At 44.5% G+C, this 22,273-nt stretch carries 21 protein-coding genes; all 21 read right to left on the bottom strand.

All coding sequences use genetic code 11. The features are described 5' to 3' along the window. Nucleotide 1 precedes the first annotated feature (1 nt). Entirely contained in the window at nt 2-1,090 is a 1,089-nt protein-coding gene (locus tag AC3E9V_RS06225) for a M20 family metallo-hydrolase (protein ID WP_488752329.1), read from the bottom strand. Further along, nucleotides 1,068-1,847, bottom strand: a complete 780-nt coding sequence (gene argB, locus AC3E9V_RS06220; RefSeq protein ID WP_488752328.1) for an acetylglutamate kinase — start codon at nt 1,845-1,847, stop codon at nt 1,068-1,070. Before argB ends, AC3E9V_RS06225 begins: the two co-directional genes overlap by 23 nt. Beyond that, complete coding sequence (locus AC3E9V_RS06215) at nt 1,844-2,788, bottom strand: N-acetylornithine carbamoyltransferase (protein WP_488752327.1); 945 nt, start codon at nt 2,786-2,788, stop codon at nt 1,844-1,846. The genes argB and AC3E9V_RS06215 overlap by 4 nt, the downstream gene beginning before the upstream one ends. Then, complete coding sequence (proC, locus tag AC3E9V_RS06210) at nt 2,789-3,592, bottom strand: pyrroline-5-carboxylate reductase (RefSeq protein ID WP_488752326.1); 804 nt, start codon at nt 3,590-3,592, stop codon at nt 2,789-2,791. A 2-nt stretch (nt 3,593-3,594) separates the two neighbouring features. Further along, a complete protein-coding gene (gene argC / locus AC3E9V_RS06205) occupies nt 3,595-4,566 on the bottom strand; it encodes an N-acetyl-gamma-glutamyl-phosphate reductase (RefSeq protein ID WP_488752325.1) in 972 nt (323 codons plus the stop codon). Beyond that, nucleotides 4,559-5,752, bottom strand: coding sequence for an argininosuccinate synthase (argG, locus tag AC3E9V_RS06200; protein WP_488752324.1), 1,194 nt, complete (start codon nt 5,750-5,752; stop codon nt 4,559-4,561). Before argG ends, argC begins: the two co-directional genes overlap by 8 nt. Then, nucleotides 5,749-6,363 carry a GNAT family N-acetyltransferase gene (locus tag AC3E9V_RS06195; RefSeq protein ID WP_488752323.1) on the bottom strand — a complete coding sequence of 205 codons (615 nt, stop codon included), beginning with the start codon at nt 6,361-6,363 and terminating at the stop codon, nt 5,749-5,751. Before AC3E9V_RS06195 ends, argG begins: the two co-directional genes overlap by 4 nt. 268 nt (nt 6,364-6,631) lie before the next feature. Beyond that, nucleotides 6,632-7,228: a DUF502 domain-containing protein gene (locus tag AC3E9V_RS06190; RefSeq protein WP_488752322.1), complete on the bottom strand. Its 597-nt coding sequence runs from the start codon at nt 7,226-7,228 to the stop codon at nt 6,632-6,634. A gap of 150 nt (nt 7,229-7,378) precedes the next feature. Next, complete coding sequence (nqrE, locus tag AC3E9V_RS06185; protein ID WP_488752321.1) at nt 7,379-7,990, bottom strand: NADH:ubiquinone reductase (Na(+)-transporting) subunit E; 612 nt, start codon at nt 7,988-7,990, stop codon at nt 7,379-7,381. Nucleotides 7,991-8,009: 19 nt separating this feature from the next. Then, nucleotides 8,010-8,693: an NADH:ubiquinone reductase (Na(+)-transporting) subunit D gene (locus tag AC3E9V_RS06180; protein WP_488752320.1), complete on the bottom strand. Its 684-nt coding sequence runs from the start codon at nt 8,691-8,693 to the stop codon at nt 8,010-8,012. Between the two features lie 16 nt (nt 8,694-8,709). Then, nucleotides 8,710-9,474: an NADH:ubiquinone reductase (Na(+)-transporting) subunit C gene (gene nqrC / locus AC3E9V_RS06175; protein ID WP_488752319.1), complete on the bottom strand. Its 765-nt coding sequence runs from the start codon at nt 9,472-9,474 to the stop codon at nt 8,710-8,712. Further along, on the bottom strand, nt 9,461-10,651 hold the full coding sequence (locus AC3E9V_RS06170; RefSeq protein WP_488752318.1) for an NADH:ubiquinone reductase (Na(+)-transporting) subunit B: 1,191 nt from the start codon (nt 10,649-10,651) through the stop codon (nt 9,461-9,463). Before AC3E9V_RS06170 ends, nqrC begins: the two co-directional genes overlap by 14 nt. 7 nt (nt 10,652-10,658) lie before the next feature. Next, nucleotides 10,659-12,023 carry a Na(+)-translocating NADH-quinone reductase subunit A gene (locus tag AC3E9V_RS06165; protein ID WP_488752317.1) on the bottom strand — a complete coding sequence of 455 codons (1,365 nt, stop codon included), beginning with the start codon at nt 12,021-12,023 and terminating at the stop codon, nt 10,659-10,661. Between the two features lie 110 nt (nt 12,024-12,133). Further along, complete coding sequence (locus AC3E9V_RS06160; protein WP_488752316.1) at nt 12,134-13,030, bottom strand: 4-hydroxy-3-methylbut-2-enyl diphosphate reductase; 897 nt, start codon at nt 13,028-13,030, stop codon at nt 12,134-12,136. Beyond that, on the bottom strand, nt 13,020-13,685 hold the full coding sequence (cmk, locus tag AC3E9V_RS06155; RefSeq protein WP_488752315.1) for a (d)CMP kinase: 666 nt from the start codon (nt 13,683-13,685) through the stop codon (nt 13,020-13,022). The genes AC3E9V_RS06160 and cmk overlap by 11 nt, the downstream gene beginning before the upstream one ends. A gap of 132 nt (nt 13,686-13,817) precedes the next feature. Next, the gene (gene fabD / locus AC3E9V_RS06150; protein ID WP_488752314.1) at nt 13,818-14,690 is read right to left on the bottom strand and encodes an ACP S-malonyltransferase; all 873 of its coding nucleotides are present in this window, start codon (nt 14,688-14,690) and stop codon (nt 13,818-13,820) included. 46 nt (nt 14,691-14,736) lie between these two features. Next, complete coding sequence (locus AC3E9V_RS06145) at nt 14,737-15,159, bottom strand: thiol-disulfide oxidoreductase DCC family protein (protein ID WP_488752313.1); 423 nt, start codon at nt 15,157-15,159, stop codon at nt 14,737-14,739. Beyond that, nucleotides 15,138-17,969: a T9SS type B sorting domain-containing protein gene (locus tag AC3E9V_RS06140; RefSeq protein WP_488752312.1), complete on the bottom strand. Its 2,832-nt coding sequence runs from the start codon at nt 17,967-17,969 to the stop codon at nt 15,138-15,140. The genes AC3E9V_RS06145 and AC3E9V_RS06140 overlap by 22 nt, the downstream gene beginning before the upstream one ends. A gap of 29 nt (nt 17,970-17,998) precedes the next feature. Next, nucleotides 17,999-20,845 carry a T9SS type B sorting domain-containing protein gene (locus AC3E9V_RS06135; RefSeq protein WP_488752311.1) on the bottom strand — a complete coding sequence of 949 codons (2,847 nt, stop codon included), beginning with the start codon at nt 20,843-20,845 and terminating at the stop codon, nt 17,999-18,001. Nucleotides 20,846-20,848: 3 nt separating this feature from the next. Then, nucleotides 20,849-21,493: a T9SS type A sorting domain-containing protein gene (locus tag AC3E9V_RS06130; RefSeq protein ID WP_488752310.1), complete on the bottom strand. Its 645-nt coding sequence runs from the start codon at nt 21,491-21,493 to the stop codon at nt 20,849-20,851. After that, nucleotides 21,486-22,217 carry a hypothetical protein gene (locus AC3E9V_RS06125; RefSeq protein ID WP_488752309.1) on the bottom strand — a complete coding sequence of 244 codons (732 nt, stop codon included), beginning with the start codon at nt 22,215-22,217 and terminating at the stop codon, nt 21,486-21,488. The genes AC3E9V_RS06130 and AC3E9V_RS06125 overlap by 8 nt, the downstream gene beginning before the upstream one ends. Nucleotides 22,218-22,273: the final 56 nt, after the last annotated feature.

Below are 22,273 nucleotides of genomic sequence, written 5' to 3'. Positions count from 1 at the left end.
TCTAATTCGTTTTAAAAAGTTTATTTAGTAGTGTCAGGTAACCCGAAATCCCTTCTCTGATTTCACTCAGGTAGATAAACTCATCTGCGGTGTGTGAGCGGTCAGAGACTCCCGGACCAATTTTAACAGTAGGGAAAGGCATCAATGCCTGGTCGCTCATAGTCGGCGAACCAAAAAAGTGAATCTCCAAAGCCTCAGCAGCCTTGATCAACTCATGCTCTTTGTCTATCCTGGACGGCTGTAGCCTGGTAGAGCGCTCCTTTACCTCACAAGAGACATGCTCTCTAATGATGTCCAGGGTTTCTTCATTTGAGTAGGCATCCGTAGTGCGCACATCTACCACAAACCGGCAGCTTTCGGGAACTACATTGTGCTGCGATCCTGCTTCGATCATCGTAACCGACATTTTTACCGGTCCCAGATGCTCCGATTCCTTTGGAAACCTGAATGACCTGAACCAGTCAACAGCTTTCATAGCTTCATAAATGGCATTTACACCCTCTTCTCGTGCTGCATGCCCCGAGACACCCTTTACTTCACAATCCAGCACCATCAATCCTTTTTCACTAACAGCCATATCCATCTCCGTAGGCTCACCAACGATCCCAAAGCTGATATCACCTATTTCCCTCAAAACACTCCTTACTCCTCCGGCTCCTGAGATCTCCTCTTCGGCGGTAGCAGCAAAGACAATATTATACTTCAGGTCCTGCTGTGTGTAGAAGTACAGAAATGCCATCATAAGTGAAACCAGGGGCCCTCCTGCATCATTACTCCCGAGCCCATACAGCTTCCCTTCTTCCTGGATCGCTTTATGAGGGTCTTTCGTATATCCTTTATTTGGTTTGACAGTATCGTGATGGGAATTTAAGAGCAACGTAGGCTTGCTTCCATCAAAATGGAGGTTCTTTACCCAGATATTATTACCCTTTCTGGAAACGGAAACCTCGCGTTCTTCAAAATACCGCTGAATATAGTCAGCGGTCTTATCCTCCTCTGTGCTAATACTCGGTATTTCTATCAGGTCAGCAAGAACCTTGACGGCCTCCTTGTGAAGCTGGTCAATACTATATCTGAAGGAAGGTGCCATTTTTAGAATGAATTTGGTCGAATTTACAAATTCTTACATCCTTCACTCCTTTGGAAAGTGCATAGAATGCATTTTCTAATTTAGGGATCATTCCGCTGTGGATCGCACCGGAAACTTTCATTTCTTCAAAATAGTCATGCCGGAATGTTGGGATCAGTGAGTTTGGATCATTAATATCCTTCATCACACCTTCCAGTTCAAACGTCAGAGACAGTTCCACATCAAAGTATGCTGCCATGGCCACAGCTACTGTTCCAGCCATGGTATCAGCATTCGTATTCAGGATCTTCCCATTTCCATCATGAGTCAGCGGGGCTATCACCGGAGTAAGGCCCGCCTCAAGCAGTTGCTTCAGCACCCCGGCCTCAACTTCTTTTGGGTCTCCAACCCATCCGTAATCCACACCATCCTTAATCGGTCTCTTTTGAGACTTGATGATATTGCCGTCAGCACCCGTCATACCAATGCCATTGATCCCCATGGACTGTAAGCGAGCAATCATTTTTTTATTTACCAGGCCTCCGTACACCATAGTGACAAGGTCAATGGTCTGATCATCAGTCACTCGCCTGCCCTCTACCATATTGGCCTTTATTCCCTGCTTTTCGCCAATTTCGGTAGCGATTCTGCCTCCTCCATGAACCAGGATTTTCAATCCTTCAACCTGCTGAAAGCCATTCAAAAAAGACTCCAGCATCTCAGGATTCTCGATAACAGCTCCGCCTATTTTTATGATATGCAGTTTTTGCTTGCTCATAAAACTTCCAGGATTTCCTTCAGCACTGCCTGGGCTGAGTATATCCGATTGGTAGCCTGCCGGATCACTACAGAGCTGCTACTATCCAGCACATCATCAGCTATGACTACATTTCTACGTACCGGTAAGCAATGCATGACCTTAGCATTGTTTGTACCTGACAGTTTTTTCTGTGAAACCATCCATTCAGGAGCCTTTTTCACAGCGCCATAATCCTGATAACCTGACCAGTTTTTCACGTAGACGAAATCCGCATTCCGTAAGGCTTTTTCCTGGTCATATTCGATGGCAACGCCTTTCGTAAACTGCTCATCTAATTCCATTCCCTGAGGGTGCGTAATGGTAAAGTCAAAATCTGCCTGGCGCATCCATTGAGCAAAAGAATTAGGCACAGCCTGCGGCAAAGCTTTCACATGCGGAGCCCAGGTCATGACTACTTTGGGCCGCTTCTGCTGTTTCAGCTCCTCAATCGTGATCCAGTCAGCGAGCGACTGCAACGGATGCAAAGTAGCGGACTCCAGGCTTACAACAGGCACTCCCGCATGCTTTTTAAAAGCATTGATGGTAAGTTCCTGGTAATCTTCATCTCTGTCTTGTAGTCCCGGAAAGGATCTGATTCCGAGGATATCACAGTAAGCCCCTAAAACTGCCGCCGCTTCCCTTACGTGTTCAGCTTTCCCGGCATCCATTACTACTCCATCCTCCATCTCTATTTGCCAGGAGTCCTGAGTAATGTTCATTACCAATACATGCATGCCCAGGTTTTGAGCAGCACGCTGAGTACTCATTCGGGTTCGCAGGCTGGAATTAAAAAAGAGCAGGCCTATCGTTTTGTTCCGTCCCAGTGATTCCCACTGAAACGGATCTTTTTTGATCTCTAATGCTTCCTGTACTAACCCTTTCGGGTCACTCACATCATCAACAGACGTAAAGTGCTTCATTTATTTGATATTTTTAATCTTTTCGTATGATGTCATTAACCCTCTGATCAAGGCAGAGCTTAGTCCCTGATGTTCCATTTCATTGAGGCCGGCTATGGTGCATCCTTCCGGAGTAGTCACTTTGTCTATCTCCACCTCAGGGTGCTGCCCATTCTCCAAAATAAGTGATGCTGCTCCTTTTGCCGTTTGTACTGCAATCATCTGTGCGTCTTCAGAATGAAAGCCCATCTGGACCCCGCCCTGTGTGGCAGCTCTAAGATACCGCATAAAAAAGGCGATCCCGCTGGCCCCAAGCACCGTAGCTGCCTGCATTAGCTTCTCTTCTATGATAAGGGTCTTTCCCAAAGCATTGAAGATCTTCTGCACCTCGATCAGGCAATCCATACCATCCTCTGAAGTCAGACAGGTCATGGACTCACCAATGGCTATAGCCGTATTTGGCATAGCCCGCACCACAGGGACGTCAATATCCAGGTGTTTTTTGATCTCCGCTATAGAGACACCAGTGATCACTGAGACCAGAATGTGGTCTTTACGAATTGCCGGTTTTATCTCTTCCATCAATGCGCCCAGCTGCTTGGGCTGCACACAGAGCATAATAATCCGTGATGATTGTACCGCTTTATGATTATCTTCCGTAACTCGATAATCTTCCTTTAGCAGGTAAGAAATAGCCTCCGGATTTCTTCTGGTTAAAAAAATATATTCAGGATGTTGTATCCTCTTCTTAGTCACCCCTCTGGCAATAGAAATACCAAGATTTCCTGCCCCGATAATCGCAATTTTGTTTTCTTCCAGTTCCATTTTTAAAAGCTTGTAGATTTTAATTTAAGACCCATTGTTTCCTCCATACCAAACATAAGGTTCATGTTTTGAACCGCCTGTCCGGAAGCGCCTTTGAGCAAGTTGTCAATGATTGAGATCACTAACAGCTTAGATCCTTCCTTCTGTAGAAAAACCAGGGCTTTATTGGTATTTACCACCATTTTCAGGTCCGGATTACTTTTGATCACATGAGTAAAGGGGTGTGATTCGTAAAATGCTGTATATTTTTCGTAAGCTTCCTGTTCTGACATCTCAGTTTCAAAATAAGAAGATACGATTATCCCCCGGGTAAAATTTCCCCGGTAAGGAATAAAATTCACGGTAAAGTCTTTTCCACTAACCTGCTCCAGGCTCTCTCCGATCTCACCAAGATGCTGGTGTGTAAAAGCCTTGTATACACTCATGTTGTTATTTCTCCATGAAAAATGAGAAGTAGCAGAAAGAGATTGCCCTGCTCCGGTAGATCCTGTGATACCTGTAGTGTGAACCTCCGACAGGATCATTCCATGAGCTGCTGCAGGAAGTAGTCCCAGCTGAATGCATGTAGCAAAACAGCCCGGATTAGCTATTCTTTGAGCTTTCAGGATTTCAGAACGATTGATTTCAGGCAATCCGTACACAAAATCATTCCCGGTAGCTTTCAGCCTGAAATCATGACTAAGGTCCACAATTTTCAGATGATCAGGGAGACTGACTTCCTGTAGGAATGTTTTAGATTCTCCATGACCTTTACACATAAACAACACATCCAGTCGCTCAAGGTCGAGGTGAGCCTCAAAAATCAGATCCGTTTCGCCTACCAGATCCGTATGAATAGCAGTAACTGGTTTCCCCGCCTGACTGCCACTTTGTGCACAGGTAATTTCTACCTCCGGGTGATTGACCAATATCCGTATTAACTCCCCCGCAGTATAGCCCGCGGCTCCATAGATCCCCGCTTTTATTTTAGTCATCCTGATGTACTTTGTGATAAATCATATTTTGATTTCCAAAGATCTTCGCAAATCCTTTCACATCTTCACCTGACCAGGTATTATTCATCTCTCCGTACTTCCCAAAACTGGACTGCATAAGGTCATGCGCAGACTCGATACCTATTACATAAAACCGATAGGGAGCCAGGTGAATTTTCACCTCCCCGGTCACATACTGCTGTGTACTCTCAAAAAACTGTTCAATATCTCTCATCACCGGATCCAGATAATGACCTTCATGGAGAAGGTTGCCATAAGTCAGGGCCAGCTGATCCTTGATGAGCAGTTGGTTTTTGGTAAGTACGTGTTTCTCCAACGCATGGTGTCCTTTAATCAGAATAAGAGGTGCAGCAGCTTCAAAACCTACTCGCCCTTTAATACCGATGATCGTATCTCCCACATGAATATCCCTGCCTATCGCATACTTTCGAGCTTCATTATTTAATGCTTCGATAACCGATACAGCGCTCATTTTCTTTCCTTCAAAACCTGCAGGTTCTCCCTTTTCGAAGGTGATCGTCACCGATTTCTCAGCCTGTTCCTTTAGTTGACTTGGGAAAGCCTCTTCATTCAGGTACTGATTGGACGTAAGCGTTTCTTTGCCGCCCACAGAGGTGCCCCAAAGTCCCTGGTTGACAGAGTAGAGCGCCTTTTCCCAATTTCCCTCCACTCCATGATCTACTAAAAACCGGATTTCTTCTTCACGAGAGAGCTTGTGGTCCCGGATAGGCGTGATGATTTCAACTTCCGGACAAATGATATTGAAAATCATGTCAAAACGTACCTGATCATTACCTGCTCCGGTGCTACCATGAGCAATAGCTGCAGCTCCTGTTTTCAAAGCTTGTTTGGCAATGGCAGTGGCCTGAAATACCCGCTCCGCACTCACTGACAAGGGATAAGTATTGTTCTTCAGCACATTGCCTGCTATCAGATACTTTATCGATTTCCGGTAAAATTCCTCCGTTGCATCGATGTTCAAATGACTGGAAGCTCCCAGTGAATTTGACTTATTCTCAATCTCATTTAATTCATCAGTAGTAAAACCTCCGGTGTTTACGGTTACCGTATGTACATCATATCCCTTTTCTTTCAGGTAGATCGCACAATAAGTGGTATCCAGACCCCCACTGAAGGCCAGCACTACTTTCTTTTTTTCGCTCATTTTGTTTTTACTTTTTGCTTCCAAAACATAATTTTCTCCTGAACTTTTTCGCTCTTGTTCTTCCATTTGCGCTTCTTCTCCTCAGGGTCATACAGCATACCCGTACAAAGGCACATCTGGTGATTTTTACTTTTTAAAATATCGTAGTTTACACAGCTGCTACAGCCTTTCCAGAAGGACTCATCATCAGTAAGCTCAGAAAAAGCTACCGGCCGGTAACCCAGGTCTGAGTTGATTTTCATCACAGCCATGCTGGTAGTGAGCCCGAATAGCTTAGCCTTTGGATAACGCTCTCTGGATAGCTTAAACGCTCTTGCCTTAATCGCCTGCGCTAACCCATTATTGCGATAGTCAGGGTGAACAATCAAGCCGGAGTTTGCTACGTACTTTTCGTGACCCCAGGTCTCGATATAGCAGAAACCCGCCAGATTTCCTTTTCTTGTCAGTGCAATTATGGCTTTGCGGTCCCTCATTTTCGTTGCTATGTACTCGGGAGATCGCCTTGCAATCCCGGTACCCCGCTTTTCAGCGCTATCAGCCATTAATTCGCATATAGCCTCTGCAAAGTGTTCATGTGATGTATCAGCAACGGATACAATGAATTTGTCCATTTTTAATGAAGAAATAAATTGAAAGAATAACGAAAAAAAAGCTTGAGAGTTGGGGTACGGCGTAAGCTTCTACACTAGTACCCTGGAAATACATATCAGGCTTAGCGCCTGGGGAATCTGGGCCTTAGGAAAGGAATTGCTGATATGTTTGTTGTCTTACTCAACTTTATTGTTTGAAATTCAATACAAAATTAAACATCATTATTATCGAATACCAAAGATAAAATGATTTATTTTTCACAAAACCTCAGAATAATCATCTGAATCACTAGGCGTGAGGATTATTCAAGGTATCAGGTTTGTCTTCTTTTGTCTTCATATATCCGGAAACACCACCTGACACGATGTATTTCATGATTTCGGTATTACGTCCGGCTAGTGGAATCAGTTTTGACTTATCGACGATAAATACATTCCCGGAAAAATTGTACGAATGAGGGAGGTAAACAGTCACCTTTCCGGGTAAACCAATCTCTTCCAGGTCTTTATGAGTAATAAATCCAGGCTTAAAAAGAACTCCATGACTATCAAAAGGAACGAGGACCGGCGCATCAAACTTCTTTTTGTCTCCCACAAAAGCCGTTACCAGATCGTTTATTGAAGTGTAAATAAAATTGACCAGAGGTACTTTTTTGAGCATACTGCCTACCACATCAAAAAAAGGTCTTGCTATGATGGTATTGGCCAGGTAGCCGACCAGTGATGTGACAAGGAAAACGGTCAATAACCCAGCTCCGGGTATTTTGATCGGAATGAGGTTATCCGCCCATTGAACCATAATAACTATGATGTAAATCGTTAAACCCACCGGGGCAACGAGCAGAAGACCCCGCAAAAAATACTTAAATAATGCCTGTACGTTCATATGAGCAAATTAACAAAACCTTTTACGAATTATAGAAAACGGAGTTTTGGATTTGTTAAACTCGATAAGGATTTGAGGGATTCATATACTACAAAAAAGACTTTACATTACTGCAAAGCCCCTTAATACTCTTTAAGTGAAATTAATCTATTATATAGAAATACCTATAAAAGATTTGAATGCTATTCCCATCAGACCGGTAATGAGCATTGTAATGCCAAGACCTTTTAGTCCGTCAGGAACTGCTGAATACTTAAGTTTTTCTCTTATTGCTGCGAGAGCTATGATAGCTAAAAACCAACCAAGTCCTGAGCCAAAACCATAAGCTGTAGCCTGGGCTATTGAATAATCCCTTTGTACCATAAACAATGACCCTCCAAGAATAGAGCAGTTTACAGCGATCAGTGGAAGGAAAATTCCCAATGAACCGTAAAGTGCAGGGGAAAATTTCTCAATGATCATCTCTACCAGCTGCACCATAGAAGCAATTACCGCAATGAACATGATAAACTGCAGGAAGGTGAGATCTATGGTTGCAAATTCCTTACCCATCCAGGCAAGCGCTCCTTCTTTAAGTACATATTCCTGCAGCAGCCAGTTGATCGGTACAGTGATCGTCAAAACGAAAATCACAGCCAGTCCCAATCCAAAGGCTGTGGATACCTTCTTTGATACTGCAAGAAACGAACACATGCCCAGAAAGTAGGCAAAGATCATGTTATCAATAAAGGTTGCTTTTATTACTATATTAAATAGGTCCATTTCTTTCTCGGTTTAACTTTTAGTTTTCTACGTATCCTGTTTTGTGTCGCTGAATCCATATCAGAATTCCCAAAACCATAAAGGCTCCGATAGAATCCACCATCAATCCATTCGTTGGGAAGTTTTCCCAGCCTAATGCTGCAAAAACTTTAAAATCAAATACAGACCCGGATCCAAAAATTTCTCTGAAAAAAGCTACAACTAAAATGATCCAGGCGTAACCAAAACCACTTCCCAGACCGTCCAAAATTGAATCATACGGTTTGTTAGCCATAGCGAAAGCCTCCAGTCGGCCCATTACGATACAGTTTGTAATGATCAGTCCCACAAATGCTCCCAAAACCTTATACATATCAAAGTAGTAAGCTTTCAAAACCTCACTTACCAGGGTTACCAGGGTAGCAATGACTGCCAACTGTACAATAATCCGCACACGACCCGGTATAAGGTTTCGCATTACGGAAATGATAAGATTGGAGAAGACAATTACAAAAACCACCGCGATGGACATAACCAATGTGGGTTCCATCTTGATGGTAATCGCCAGAGCTGAACATATCCCGAGTACCTGTACGGTAATTGGGTTATCTTCATTCAAAGGATCTTTTACTATTCTTTTTCGTCTCTTCGAAAGGAGTCCCTCAGAAGCCTGTTTTACATCTTCTTTAACTTCCGGTGATTCTACTGTCGTTTCAGTGCTCATAAGTTCCTTCTATTTATTAATTGAGCGCTAGCTTATTATCTGCGTCTGATTTAATTTTTGAAATATATGCCTGGTAGCATTCAAGGTATTGCTCTATCATACTGTTTACACCTTTAGCGGTCATTGTGGCTCCGGACATTCCATCTACTTCATGGTCCGAAAGACCAGAGTTTCCTTCACCTTTAACCATCGTTACAGAAACAAGCTCTCCCTGCTCATTGTATATTTCTTTGCCTACATAGCGATCCTGAATGACACTGGTCGTAATTCTCGCGCCAAGTCCGGGAGTTTCCTGCTTATGGTCAAATGCCACTCCTCTTACTGTATTCAGGTCTTTATCAATAGCCATATATCCTGAGATCCAATCCCATAGTCCACTTCCAAACATAGGAAAGATAAATGCCTCCACCTGATCAGGGTCATCGTCACTCATAAATTTGAAGACAGGGTACAATCGCTCCTCCCTTGGCAACCGATAATTTTTTTGGATGTTGACTTTTTCAGCCACTACCGGATTCCCTTTCTGATCCGTTTCTACGGGGTCCCCATTGATATCCACTACTACAGACTCTACTTTTTTGTCATATAGTGCAAGTATTTCATTTGGATCTTTTATGGTAGAAATATCCATTACCGCCCCAAGGATCTTTTTCTTGGTGTCCAGTTCAATCTGCTTTTGCTGTGCAGGTTTCAAGCCTACAGAAGCAAGTGAGAGCATGCCACCCAGCACTACCGTGAGAGCAATTGAAAATAATATGATGTAAGTGTTAGACCGTTGCACGTTTTAATCTTCTTTTTTTGTTAGCATCTACTACATAGTAATCAATAAGCGGGGCAAAAACGTTCATAAACAGAATTGCCAGCATGATTCCTTCCGGATAAGCAGGGTTAACTACTCGTATCAAAACGGTTAGTATTCCAATCAGGAAACCATAGATCCATTTACCTGTTTCCGTCTGAGCTGCTGAAACCGGATCTGTAGCCATAAACACAGCACCGAATGCCAGACCGCCAGCTACCAGATGAAAGTGGGATGGCATTTCCATGAAGCTATTATCACCGGCAAGGTTAAAAACAAGTCCCATTCCATACGCTCCGGCAAAAACACTAAAAATTATTTTCCAGCTTCCTACTCCTGTCGCGATCAAAATAGCTGCTCCTATCAGGCACATCAAAGTAGACGTTTCCCCGATACTTCCTGGAATAACGCCGATAAACATATTCCAGAAGGTGAACATACCGTCATACCAGTGACCTGCCATATCTGTCATCATATCTGTTCCGTTAGCAACTGCTGTAGCCCCATACGCTAAAACCGTAGCTCCACTGAACCCATCTACAGGTTGCTTATCACCAAAATAGGTCCATACATCTCCCGATATTTGCGAAGGGTATGCAAAGTACAGAAACGCTCTGGCCGTAAGTGCTACATTGAGGATATTCATTCCCGTTCCGCCAAAGGCTTCCTTACCAATTACCACAGCGAAGACCGTAGCAATAGCTACCTGCCAAAGTGGTATAGTGGCAGGCACCACCAGGGCTATCAACATCCCTGTCACCAAATATCCTTCACTGATAGGGTGGTTACGAATAACACAAAAAATAAACTCAGTTAACAGACCTACTGCATAAGACACAATTAAGATCGGAACTACTTTCAATGCCCCGATCCAGAACGTATCCAACAGCGTAGCTTCTACACCTGTAGCAATAAAATGCTGATGGCCTACATTCCACATTCCGAAAATCAAACATGGGACCATGGCAATCACTACAGTGATCATTACGCGCTTCAGGTCTACTGCATCCTTGATCTGCGTTCCTGTTTTACTAGTGGTAAGATCAGGTGCAAATGCAATGGTTCGGTGACCTTCGTATAAGGTGTAAAACTTCTCCCATTTTCCTCCCTTTTCGAAGTTGGGCTTAAGCTTATCAAACAGATTTTGTAACGGCTTCATTAACTCTCTAGCTTTCTTGTATTAACTCTAATCCTTCTCTCAATATCTTTTGAAGGTCATTCTTTGATGGATCTATAAATTCACAAATGGCCACATCTTCTTCGATCAATTCGAAAATACCCAGCGCTTCCATTTCATCATAATCGTTGGATAAGATCGCCTTAAACAGGTATGTAGGCAAAATGTCCATCGGAAGTACCTTTTCGAATGCTCCTGTAACCACGAAAGCTCTCTGCTCTCCATGAGTATTGGTATCCACCTTAAATTCTTTGGACCCATTCAGGAATGAAAGCAAGCCAATCGCTTTGTGGAAACTTAATTTTTTTGTCGTTGGTTTCAGCCAGCCCAAAAATTCCTCATAATCTCCCTCAGGGATGACAGTTACCTGGTTATGATAGTACCCCAGGTATCCTCCTTTTCCTACGTTTTCACCCACCAGTACATTTCCGGAGATATAACGGATGTTTCCTTCAGACACTCCACCTTCTACCAGTTTCCCAACCATAGCGCCTGAGTGAGCCTTAACATAAGAAGGATTTGTAACCTCCGAACCCGTGATGGCAACTATCCTGGATGCATCGTATTTACCTTCCAGAAACAATTGTCCTATCTGAGCAACACCGTACGGCGAAAGGGTCCAGACAAGGTCCCCCTTATTGACCGGATCGATATGATGGATCTGTACACCTACATTTCCTGCAGGATGTTTTCCTGAAATTTTATTTAGCTCTACTCCTTTGGCCTGAGAAAAAATCTGATCTACTTCTGCCTTACCATCTATATTGAGGTGAACAGCACCTGAAGTAAGTTTTTTTAATATGTCAATACCTGCCTGAAAAAATTGCGCCTTATCCTGCAATGTAAATGCCAGGTCCGGAGCTAAAGGATTGGAATCAAAGGCCGATATGAATATAGCTTTTGGCGTGTCTTCATGGTTAGCTACCAATCCAAATGGTCGCTGGATGACTTGCGGCCATACTCCACCATCGAGCATCTGCTCCACTATAGCTTCTCTACTTAATCCCGCAATATCTGAAACCGAATGACTCTTAAATTTCTCGTAGCTTATTTCTTTATCAGCGAGGACTTTTATTTCAAGCAGCTTACGCTTTTCTCCTCTTTTTATTTCTACTACTTCCCCGCTTACAGGAGAGCAGTACTTCACCTTGTCTGAGAGTTTATCATATAGCATCGGAGTACCGGCCTTCACAGTATCCCCTTCTTTCACCAACAATTTTGGCCGCTTCATGCCTATAAAATCGGTTGGTTTTAATGCGTAAGTTTCTGAGGTGATTGTTCTTGAGACTTTTTTCTCCGGCTTACCAACAAGATTGATATCAAAGCCTCTCTTTAGCTTAATCGTTTTCGACATTTTGTATAGTTGCGACTACTTGAAAATCGGGACAAAAATACAAAAAAATTGTTCAAATGAAATGTTTAAGAGAATCAATAAAAAAGTGTTTTCACCCCATTTTCCGGGTGTTACACTGATGCCGACACTTCTTCCTGTGCAGTCAGGTAATCGGCTACTTTTTCCATCAACCAACGGGGAGTAGAAGTAGCGCCACAAATGCCTACACTATCTCCCTGATGGAACCACTGCATATCAATCTCCGATTCGTTTTCCACAAAGTAACTTCGGGGATTTTGACTTAAGCATACATTATATAACGCCCGGCCATTTGAGCTCTTCTTACCAGCAACAAAAACAATGACATCATTACGATTTGAAAACTCGATCATCTTGGGTTCACGATTGGATACCTGCCGACAAATACTGTCATTAGCGGAAAAATCCTCAACATTCACCGTTCCTTTGGCCTCTCTGATCCGCTTTTCGATGAGCTCTTTCATTTTATAAAAGCCAGCAGTGCTCTTCGTAGTCTGGCTAAAAAGGGTCACAGGCCTGGTGAAATCTATCTGATCCAGATCCTTTTCCTGTGTAATTATAATAGCATCATCATTGGTCTGGCCTGTAAGCCCTATTACCTCAGCATGACCAGGTTTGCCATAGATCACTACCTGCCCTTTCACTTCACTTGCTTTATCATATGCATGTTTGACCCGGTTTTGTAATTTCAGGACTACCGGACAGGAGGCATCGATGAGTTCAATATTGTTTTTGAGAGCAACCTCATAGGTCTCAGGGGGCTCTCCATGGGCACGTATCAGTACTTTGCAATCATGGACCTGATTGAGCTCTTCGCGATCAATAGTCCTTAACCCCTTTTTGTAGAGCCGCTCTACTTCCATAGCATTATGGACTATATCTCCGAGGCAATAGAGTTCCTTACTTTCCTTCAGTTCATCTTCAGCCATTTGTATGGCAAACTCAACTCCAAAACAATAGCCTGAATTTTGGTCTATTTCAATTTTCATAAATCTTTTGCTTTGCTAACTCTACAATGTGCTGAACTTGTTCCTGAAACGTCATGTCAGAGGTATCCACCTCTACTGCACCTTCCGCTTTTTTTAATGGCGACTCTTTTCTCGTTGAGTCAATTTTATCTCTCTCTAGTAAATTACTCTCTATTGTATTAAGTTCCTCAAAAACACCTTTTTCCTGAAGCTCAAGCTGCCGTCTGCGTGCCCGCACTTTTGCATTAGCTGTCATGAAGACCTTAAGCTCAGCTTTTGGAAAAACTACCGTGCCAATATCCCGCCCATCCATAACGATGGCTTTCTTATTTCCCATCCGCTGTTGCTGGCTTACCATCTCACTTCTTACAGGAGAAATAGCACTAACTATACTTACATGCTCATTTACTTTCATGGATCTGATCTGGTTGGTCACATCCCGGTTATTAAGTAGTACCTTTTCTCCTCTAAAAGTAATCTGCAGATCCCTCAATGCTTTATTTATCGAGTCGGGGTCCTGCATATTTACGCCATTCTCCAAAAAATAAAGGGTGGTTGCCCGATACATAGCTCCACTGTCAATGTACGTATAACCCAGCACTTTTGCAACTTCACGAGCCGTGGAACTTTTCCCCGTTCCGGAATACCCATCCAGAGCTATGATGATCTTTCTCATTAGCAATCCTTGACCGGACAAGGCATTGGTTTACCTTTTTGCTGCTGACGAGATTTGGAGGGGCCTTTTTTGCACCCTCCAAATACCAACAATATCATCACTAAAATACTTATTACCTTAATCTTCATTTCTTTACAAACTACTTACATCAACAGACGGCTCTATTTTCTTTACCAAACCCTGAAGCACTTTACCCGGTCCGCACTCTACAAATGTAGTAGCTCCTGCTGTCACCATAGCCTGTACACTTTGTGTCCAACGTACAGGAGCTGTAAGTTGAGCTACCAGGTTTTCCTTAATTTCCGCTACATCTACATGCCCTTTTGCATCCACATTCTGATAAATGGGGCATTTTGGATCCGCAAACTGAGTCTGCTCGATCGCAGCAGCCAGTTCTTCCCTGGCAGGCTCCATAAAAGGCGAATGAAATGCTCCACCAACTGGCAGAATAAGCGCCCTTTTTGCTCCTGCTTCCTTCAGCTTCTCACAAGCTATTTCAACTCCTTTTACCGATCCTGAAATAACCAATTGCCCCGGACAGTTATAATTTGCAGCAACTACCACCTCATCTATTGTGGCACAAATTTCTTCTACTTTTTCATCTGGCAAGGCCAACACTGCTGCCATGGTGGACTCCTGCTGTTCGCATGCCTTTTGCATGGCCATAGCCCGTTTGGAGACCAGGCTCAATCCATCTTCAAACTTCAGGGCACCATTAGCTACTAAAGCGGAAAACTCCCCCAACGAATGGCCTGCGACCATGTCCGGGTTGAAATTATCCGAAACAATAGCAGTAACAACACTGTGCAAGAAAATTGCCGGTTGAGTGACTTTTGTCTGCTTCAGCTCTTCAGCCGTACCGCTAAACATGGTGTCTGAAAGCTTAAAGCCTAATATGTCATCGGCTTGCTGGAATAACTCTTTTGCTTTTGGGTTAGTTTCATATAGATCTTTCCCCATTCCGGGAAACTGCGACCCCTGACCGGGGAATACAAATGCCTGCATATTTTTTGGTTTGAATTTTTTAGGTGGGTAAAATTAGAAAACATCTCTAAGAATCCAGAAATCTTTCCCGAAGATCAGGTGTAGGCAACCTGCAGCTGTCTCGCTTCCCAAACCAGCGATACCGGTTTTTTGCTATCCACCCGTAAATTTTGTTTCTAAAAACTCCCGGAATAACCTTGAAAGCGTAAAGCAATGACCAGCCACCACCAAGCTCCCTGGCAATCTCCAACACCGCGTCACTCTTTCGGAGGATTTTCTGACCCTTCAGGTAGACAATGCCCTCAAGCTGGCCTGGATCAACCTCTGTTTTATCAAACATTCGCTCTGCATATTCAGACTGTAATGAAGCAAAAGTGAACTGCTTTTTTTTGTCGTGATCTATTAAAAAGTTTACAGAGCTATTACATAGGTTACACACCCCATCGAAGAAAATCGTCTTTTGAGTATCTACTTGAGTACCTGAACCCATCCTTTCAACGTTTCGCGTTCATCCTTTGGGTTTAGCCGGTTAAACTCCACATCGGCTGTATAATAATAAACCCCTGCCGGAAGCTCATCTCCCACTTTGTTCGTGCCATCCCAGTTTATGAAGATGCCGTTCGGGTTCTCAAACGAATCATACCTGTACACCTCATTGCCCGACCGGTCAAATACCGTGAAAACAACCGAACGCACAAATCGCGGACACAGAGAATTATCAAACCCCTGAATATTCAGCCCATTATTATGCCTCGGACCAAATACATCGTTCTTCCCATCATTATTCGGTGTAAATACATTCGGAAGTATATATACCGGACAGTTGTCATTACAGATCGTTTCGGTAAATGCACTCTCATTCCCTGACCGGTCTACTGCCGTAACCTGGTAGCAGCCTTTCAGGGAGGTAAGGTTGGCATGGGTATACTCCGTATCAAACGAGGTGTCGATCACCTCAAAGCTTCCTTCTTCTCCTGTGGCTGAATAGTAGATATTGTAAAACACTATGTCGTCATCACAGTCAGCATCCTCACTCACCCCCCAGCTCAGTGTATTTGAATAGATGTTCGTGCCACACGACAGGTTGGCCACTATCTCTTCACAGCTCAGGTTATTGACCAGCACCAGCTCCGGGGGCCTGCACGGCGCTATCGTATCATTGGGCTGAGCGCAGCTGATCTGTGACCTGTTGATAAGGGGTTCGGTTATCAGCTCATTGTCATAGCTCCCGTAGGTGGTCACATAATAACAGTACTCCACCTCTTCATCCAGCGGGGTTTCATTATGATCTCCGTTATCCAGGTAAATGAACCCATTCCCGTTTACATTCACTGAATCAATCAAAACAAGCTGGGAGGGGTCACCTTCCAGTACCTGATCCCTCCATATATAATGGTACGGATAGTCCTGATCTCTTAGTGACCAGGGTACGTTCGCTGACCAGTTCACTTCTATGGCTTTCAGTAAAGGGGTCAGCTCCAGGCGAACAGAGGATGCTGTCGCTGATGAATCAATCAGTATCCCTCCACTGTCATAAAAGCGCACAAAGTAATTGTAGTCAAGGTTGGCTGTGTTCAGTCCGGTATCGGTATATACCGTATCCGAAATCCCACCTTCAACCAGTTCGTACTCATCACTCGGACCTTCGCCTTCTCCACGGAAAAGATCATAGGTATATGCCGGTGGCGCTGCTACCGGGTCCACCTGGTAAGGAGGTACCCACCGCACCAATATCTCTCCGTTGGTCTCACTGGTAGTCTCTACATCCACGTTTGTGATGGCAGGTGCATCCAGGATCAGGCTATCGCAGGCTTCTTCTGATACATAGCTGAGGGCATCTCCACTGAGCGCTGAAAATTTCGCCACCAGCCGGTAGCAGTAGTTAGCTCCCGGGGCCAGCCCCTGCCCATCATTATTATCCAGGTAAGAGGTCTGTTCTATGGGGATCTGATCGATGAGCTCATAACCCGTATTGGCAGGCATGCCTATCGTACAGTCATCCAGCATGACCTCATAGCTCCCTACCCTCCGCCATACCTGCATGCTGTCTGCATTCGGACAGCTATACCCATCCCAGCTTAGCTGCATGGACCGTCCCGGCTCCACGGTAGTGGTCAGTCCTGTAGGAGCCGGTCCCACTACGGTGATCTCAAAGGTCTCAAAATTGACCAGGCTCGGGCCAGTCTCAGGATCATCTGTGACTTTAAACTGTACCTCATATGGCCTCAGTCTAATATGGCCACACACCGTATTCCACTCAAAGTCCAAAAAGGCAGGCTGGTCCTGGAAGGTTGCCGGATCAGGTGAATAGGTCGCCGGTGAGGATATCTCAAAGGGTCCGCCAAAGGCTTCCAGCTTTACCGGGTGACCATCAGGATCGGTGCCCTGAATGACCTCTTCTACCCGTGTGCCTGCTTCCACACATATATCATCCGGAACCTCCAGCTCCGGTCGCTCATTATCCGTTTCTTCCACGATGATCTGCATGTCCCGGGTCACATAGCTGATCAAAAACCACTCCCCCTCACGCTCGCGCCATTCCTCTACGATAAAGGCCACATTGTATTCCCGCACACCTCCCTGGATAGCATCTCCGGGAGCATTCCAGACCAGATCACCCGTCAGGGCATTCAGGGTAAGCTTTGGAGGAGTCTGCTCCTCGGAACCCTGGTTATAATTGATATCTACGTAAAACTCCTCGGCATTCAATGGACGGTAATTGTTTACAACCATATTACGCCCCTGCTTGGGGGTAACAAACTTATAAGCAAGGCTGTCACCGTCTGCATCCGTAGCGCCGGGGTTATGGATAAACAATGCCCCTATTGCAGCAAAATCAATCGGGGGCACAGTCAGCACCGGGTAATCATTCTCTCCCAGAAACGGATCAATCTCAAAGTAGGTCTCCACATAAAAGGTAGTGTTGACCGAGTTATCCATGTTGAGAATGTCCGCATTGCGATTTTTCTCCTCATAGCTCACGATGTAAGGACCAGGGCCTTCATATGAGTGGGTAACAATAAAGTCGACCCTTTCCACCTGATCGTTTATTGGGGTCTTTACAATCTGATAATCAGGGCCGATATATAATTCTTCTCCATCACCAAACCTGAAGATCCCGTCTCCAAATTCAATAGACGATCCCCTGTCTCTTATTCCGGTGAAAGTAAATACATAAGCTAAAGGATCCGCTGGGTCCGCTTTGATGGTAATCTCTCCTGCCCGGATATGGGTGGCTTTCAGATCTACAGAGGAGACCAGAAGTAGCAGCAAAGAAATGATTCCTACCCTTTTGAGCATAAGAAGACTATTAGCAGGGCTCGGATTAACTATTTTAATATCTGAACCCATCCTTTCAACGTTTCGCGTTCATCCTTTGGGTTTAGCCGGTTAAACTCCACATCGGCTGTATAATAATAAACCCCTGCCGGAAGCTCATCTCCCACTTTGTTCGTGCCATCCCAGTTTATGAAGATGCCGTTCGGGTTCTCAAACGAATCATACCTGTACACCTCATTGCCCGACCGGTCAAATACCGTGAAAACAACCGAACGCACAAATCGCGGACACAGAGAATTATCAAACCCCTGAATATTCAGCCCATTATTATGCCTCGGACCAAATACATCGTTCTTCCCATCATTATTCGGTGTAAATACATTCGGAAGTATATATACCGGACAGTTGTCATTACAGATCGTTTCGGTAAATGCACTCTCATTCCCTGACCGGTCTACTGCCGTAACCTGGTAGCAGCCTTTCAGGGAGGTAAGGTTGGCATGGGTATACTCCGTATCAAACGAGGTGTCGATCACCTCAAAGCTTCCTTCTTCTCCTGTGGCTGAATAGTAGATATTGTAAAACACTATGTCGTCATCACAGTCAGCATCCTCACTCACCCCCCAGCTCAGTGTATTTGAATAGATGTTCGTGCCACACGACAGGTTGGCCACTATCTCTTCACAGCTCAGGTTATTGACCAGCACCAGCTCCGGGGGCCTGCACGGCGCTATCGTATCATTGGGCTGAGCGCAGCTGATCTGTGACCTGTTGATAAGGGGTTCGGTTATCAGCTCATTGTCATAGCTCCCGTAGGTGGTCACATAATAACAGTACTCCACCTCTTCATCCAGCGGGGTTTCATTATGATCTCCGTTATCCAGGTAAATGAACCCATTCCCGTTTACATTCACTGAATCAATCAAAACAAGCTGGGAGGGGTCACCTTCCAGTACCTGATCCCTCCATATATAATGGTACGGATAGTCCTGATCTCTTAGTGACCAGGGTACGTTCGCTGACCAGTTCACTTCTATGGCTTTCAGTAAAGGGGTCAGCTCCAGGCGAACAGAGGATGCTGTCGCTGATGAATCAATCAGTATCCCTCCACTGTCATAAAAGCGCACAAAGTAATTGTAGTCAAGGTTGGCTGTGTTCAGTCCGGTATCGGTATATACCGTATCCGAAATCCCACCTTCAACCAGTTCGTACTCATCACTCGGACCTTCGCCTTCTCCACGGAAAAGATCATAGGTATATGCCGGTGGCGCTGCTACCGGGTCCACCTGGTAAGGAGGTACCCACCGCACCAATATCTCTCCGTTGGTCTCACTGGTAGTCTCTACATCCACGTTTGTGATGGCAGGTGCATCCAGGATCAGGCTATCGCAGGCTTCTTCTGATACATAGCTGAGGGCATCTCCACTGAGCGCTGAAAATTTCGCCACCAGCCGGTAGCAGTAGTTAGCTCCCGGGGCCAGCCCCTGCCCATCATTATTATCCAGGTAAGAGGTCTGTTCTATGGGGATCTGATCGATGAGCTCATAACCCGTATTGGCAGGCATGCCTATCGTACAGTCATCCAGCATGACCTCATAGCTCCCTACCCTCCGCCATACCTGCATGCTGTCTGCATTCGGACAGCTATACCCATCCCAGCTTAGCTGCATGGACCGTCCCGGCTCCACGGTAGTGGTCAGTCCTGTAGGAGCCGGTCCCACTACGGTGATCTCAAAGGTCTCAAAATTGACCAGGCTCGGGCCAGTCTCAGGATCATCTGTGACTTTAAACTGTACCTCATATGGCCTCAGTCTAATATGGCCACACACCGTATTCCACTCAAAGTCCAAAAAGGCAGGCTGGTCCTGGAAGGTTGCCGGATCAGGTGAATAGGTCGCCGGTGAGGATATCTCAAAGGGTCCGCCAAAGGCTTCCAGCTTTACCGGGTGACCATCAGGATCGGTGCCCTGAATGACCTCTTCTACCCGTGTGCCTGCTTCCACACATATATCATCCGGAACCTCCAGCTCCGGTCGCTCATTATCCGTTTCTTCCACGATGATCTGCATGTCCCGGGTCACATAGCTGATCAAAAACCACTCCCCCTCACGCTCGCGCCATTCCTCTACGATAAAGGCCACATTGTATTCCCGCACACCTCCCTGGATAGCATCTCCGGGAGCATTCCAGACCAGATCACCCGTCAGGGCATTCAGGGTAAGCTTTGGAGGAGTCTGCTCCTCGGAACCCTGGTTATAATTGATATCTACGTAAAACTCCTCGGCATTCAATGGACGGTAATTGTTTACAACCATATTACGCCCCTGCTTGGGGGTAACAAACTTATAAGCAAGGCTGTCACCGTCTGCATCCGTAGCGCCGGGGTTATGGATAAACAATGCCCCTATTGCAGCAAAATCAATCGGGGGCACAGTCAGCACCGGGTAATCATTCTCTCCCAGAAACGGATCAATCTCAAAGTAGGTCTCCACATAAAAGGTAGTGTTGACCGAGTTATCCATGTTGAGAATGTCCGCATTGCGATATTCTTCTTTATAGCTCACTATATAAGGACCAGGAGCCTGATAGGAATGAGATACGACAAATTGTACCTTTTCTACTTCATCAGAGACAGGAGTCCTCTGAATCTCAAAATCCCGTTCTATAGAATTTCCATCTCCAAACTCAAACACTCCTCCACCAAACTCAATACTGGAACCTCTATCCCGATATCCGGTAAATACAAATGCGTATAGAAGAGGATCATTTGGATCTGCTTTAATGGTAATTTCACCGGCTCGTATATGGGTTGCCTCAGCCTGACCAATTATGATCAAAGCAAAGACCACTAAAAGGATGGTCGCCTTAGTTGCAATTTTATTTTTGGTCGTAATCATTTATCACTTAACAATTAACAAGCGGTGGACTCCCAGGAAACGTCCTCTCTCATCAAAAAATTGAGTGAGATAGGCTCCGTTTTTCAATAGAACAGACTGCCCTAAAGATACGGAATCATTTTGGAGTTCCCCTTCCAAAATTATCTCACCTCCAACAGTAACTATTTTAAAGGAATAAAGATTCTTTTCGGTATGTATTTTGAAATTCCCATTATTAGGATTTGGATAAATGGTGACGTCATTCCTGAAAAGGTTAATACCTCCTGTAACTAACTGGATCGCTTCTGTATACTCATTACAATCCGTAGTGTAAAAGACATTGAAGCTTTGATTAACATCAAAAAAAGGGTCATTCCTTCTTTCAAATCGAAGGTATCCTAAATTATAGGGCTTTCCTGATTCCGAATTGGCTTCAAACTCAATTATGGTGTCACCGGCGATCCAAAGGCTATCTAACTCATTAAGGGAATTACCTTCTGATGTCTTCAAAAATGGAGCTTCCACTCTCATCAAAACACCGGGGTTATCAACTAACTCCAGATTATAGGGCTCCTCGTTTTCACAAAGATTCTGCGGGACTTTCACAACGGGTTTGAGTACTTTTATTTCTTCTACAATGAACTGGAAATCCATTGTCATTCTACTCATTCAGAAACCAGTCAGACCCTACCTTTTTCATTTCCGTGACTTTCAGAGCTAAGGTATATTCTCTTACACCCCCTTGAATAGCATCACCAGGAGCATCCCAGATAAGATTTCCGGAAAATGGATCTACTTCAAAAACAGGAGGGCCGTCACTGGCTTGATTTCCACTCTTGTAGTCAGTGTAAAACTCCTCACTGTTAAATTCACGATAATTATTCACAATCAAATGACGACCCTGCATTGGAGTAGTAATCCTGAAGGTAATTAAATCATTATCCGGATCTACCACATTAGGTGCCCAGGTGAATTTCTCGCCAACCAAGGCCACAAAATCATCAAATACACTAACCCTGGGAAACTGATTGCTTATAAAAGGATCAATGGTAAAGGTCGTTTCAACATAGAAATTGGTATTAACTGAATTTTCCATATTTAAAACATCCGCATTTCGATATTCTTCCGCATAGCTGACCGTATATTGTCCTGGACCTGGATACGTATGGGTTACTGTAAACACAACCCTCTCCACCTCATCATTCAGTGGAATACGGGTTATTTCAAAATCTCTTTCTATAAACTCGCCATCCCCGAACTCAAACACTCCACCACCAATCTCAATGCTTGATCCACGATCCCTCAATCCAATAAATTCGAAAGTGACAGTTTTATCAACTACCTCAACAATTTGAACAAACCCTCCTCGAATATGAGTTGCCTGGCTGCTCACAGAAATCAAAATCAGAATGCTAAAAAAGAATTTTGCAAGATTAGAATACACAGGTC

The sequence above is a fragment of the Marinoscillum sp. HNIBRBA16962 genome, assembly GCF_057801515.1.
This window is presented reverse-complemented; position numbering and strand designations above follow the sequence as displayed.

Coding starts and splice junctions, on each gene's coding strand:
- AC3E9V_RS06170 (WP_488752318.1), bottom strand. CDS start 10,651: ATGAAGCCGTTACAAAATCTGTTTGATAAGCTTAAGCCCAACTTCGAA.
- fabD (WP_488752314.1), bottom strand. CDS start 14,690: ATGCAGGCATTTGTATTCCCCGGTCAGGGGTCGCAGTTTCCCGGAATG.
- AC3E9V_RS06195 (WP_488752323.1), bottom strand. CDS start 6,363: ATGGACAAATTCATTGTATCCGTTGCTGATACATCACATGAACACTTT.
- nqrE (WP_488752321.1), bottom strand. CDS start 7,990: ATGGACCTATTTAATATAGTAATAAAAGCAACCTTTATTGATAACATG.
- AC3E9V_RS06215 (WP_488752327.1), bottom strand. CDS start 2,788: ATGAAGCACTTTACGTCTGTTGATGATGTGAGTGACCCGAAAGGGTTA.
- AC3E9V_RS06180 (WP_488752320.1), bottom strand. CDS start 8,693: ATGAGCACTGAAACGACAGTAGAATCACCGGAAGTTAAAGAAGATGTA.
- AC3E9V_RS06225 (WP_488752329.1), bottom strand. CDS start 1,090: ATGGCACCTTCCTTCAGATATAGTATTGACCAGCTTCACAAGGAGGCC.
- AC3E9V_RS06190 (WP_488752322.1), bottom strand. CDS start 7,228: ATGAACGTACAGGCATTATTTAAGTATTTTTTGCGGGGTCTTCTGCTC.
- proC (WP_488752326.1), bottom strand. CDS start 3,592: ATGGAACTGGAAGAAAACAAAATTGCGATTATCGGGGCAGGAAATCTT.
- cmk (WP_488752315.1), bottom strand. CDS start 13,685: ATGAGAAAGATCATCATAGCTCTGGATGGGTATTCCGGAACGGGGAAA.
- argC (WP_488752325.1), bottom strand. CDS start 4,566: ATGACTAAAATAAAAGCGGGGATCTATGGAGCCGCGGGCTATACTGCG.
- AC3E9V_RS06145 (WP_488752313.1), bottom strand. CDS start 15,159: ATGGGTTCAGGTACTCAAGTAGATACTCAAAAGACGATTTTCTTCGAT.
- argG (WP_488752324.1), bottom strand. CDS start 5,752: ATGAGCGAAAAAAAGAAAGTAGTGCTGGCCTTCAGTGGGGGTCTGGAT.
- argB (WP_488752328.1), bottom strand. CDS start 1,847: ATGAGCAAGCAAAAACTGCATATCATAAAAATAGGCGGAGCTGTTATC.
- AC3E9V_RS06165 (WP_488752317.1), bottom strand. CDS start 12,023: ATGTCGAAAACGATTAAGCTAAAGAGAGGCTTTGATATCAATCTTGTT.
- AC3E9V_RS06140 (WP_488752312.1), bottom strand. CDS start 17,969: ATGCTCAAAAGGGTAGGAATCATTTCTTTGCTGCTACTTCTGGTCTCC.
- AC3E9V_RS06135 (WP_488752311.1), bottom strand. CDS start 20,845: ATGATTACGACCAAAAATAAAATTGCAACTAAGGCGACCATCCTTTTA.
- AC3E9V_RS06130 (WP_488752310.1), bottom strand. CDS start 21,493: ATGAGTAGAATGACAATGGATTTCCAGTTCATTGTAGAAGAAATAAAA.
- AC3E9V_RS06160 (WP_488752316.1), bottom strand. CDS start 13,030: ATGAAAATTGAAATAGACCAAAATTCAGGCTATTGTTTTGGAGTTGAG.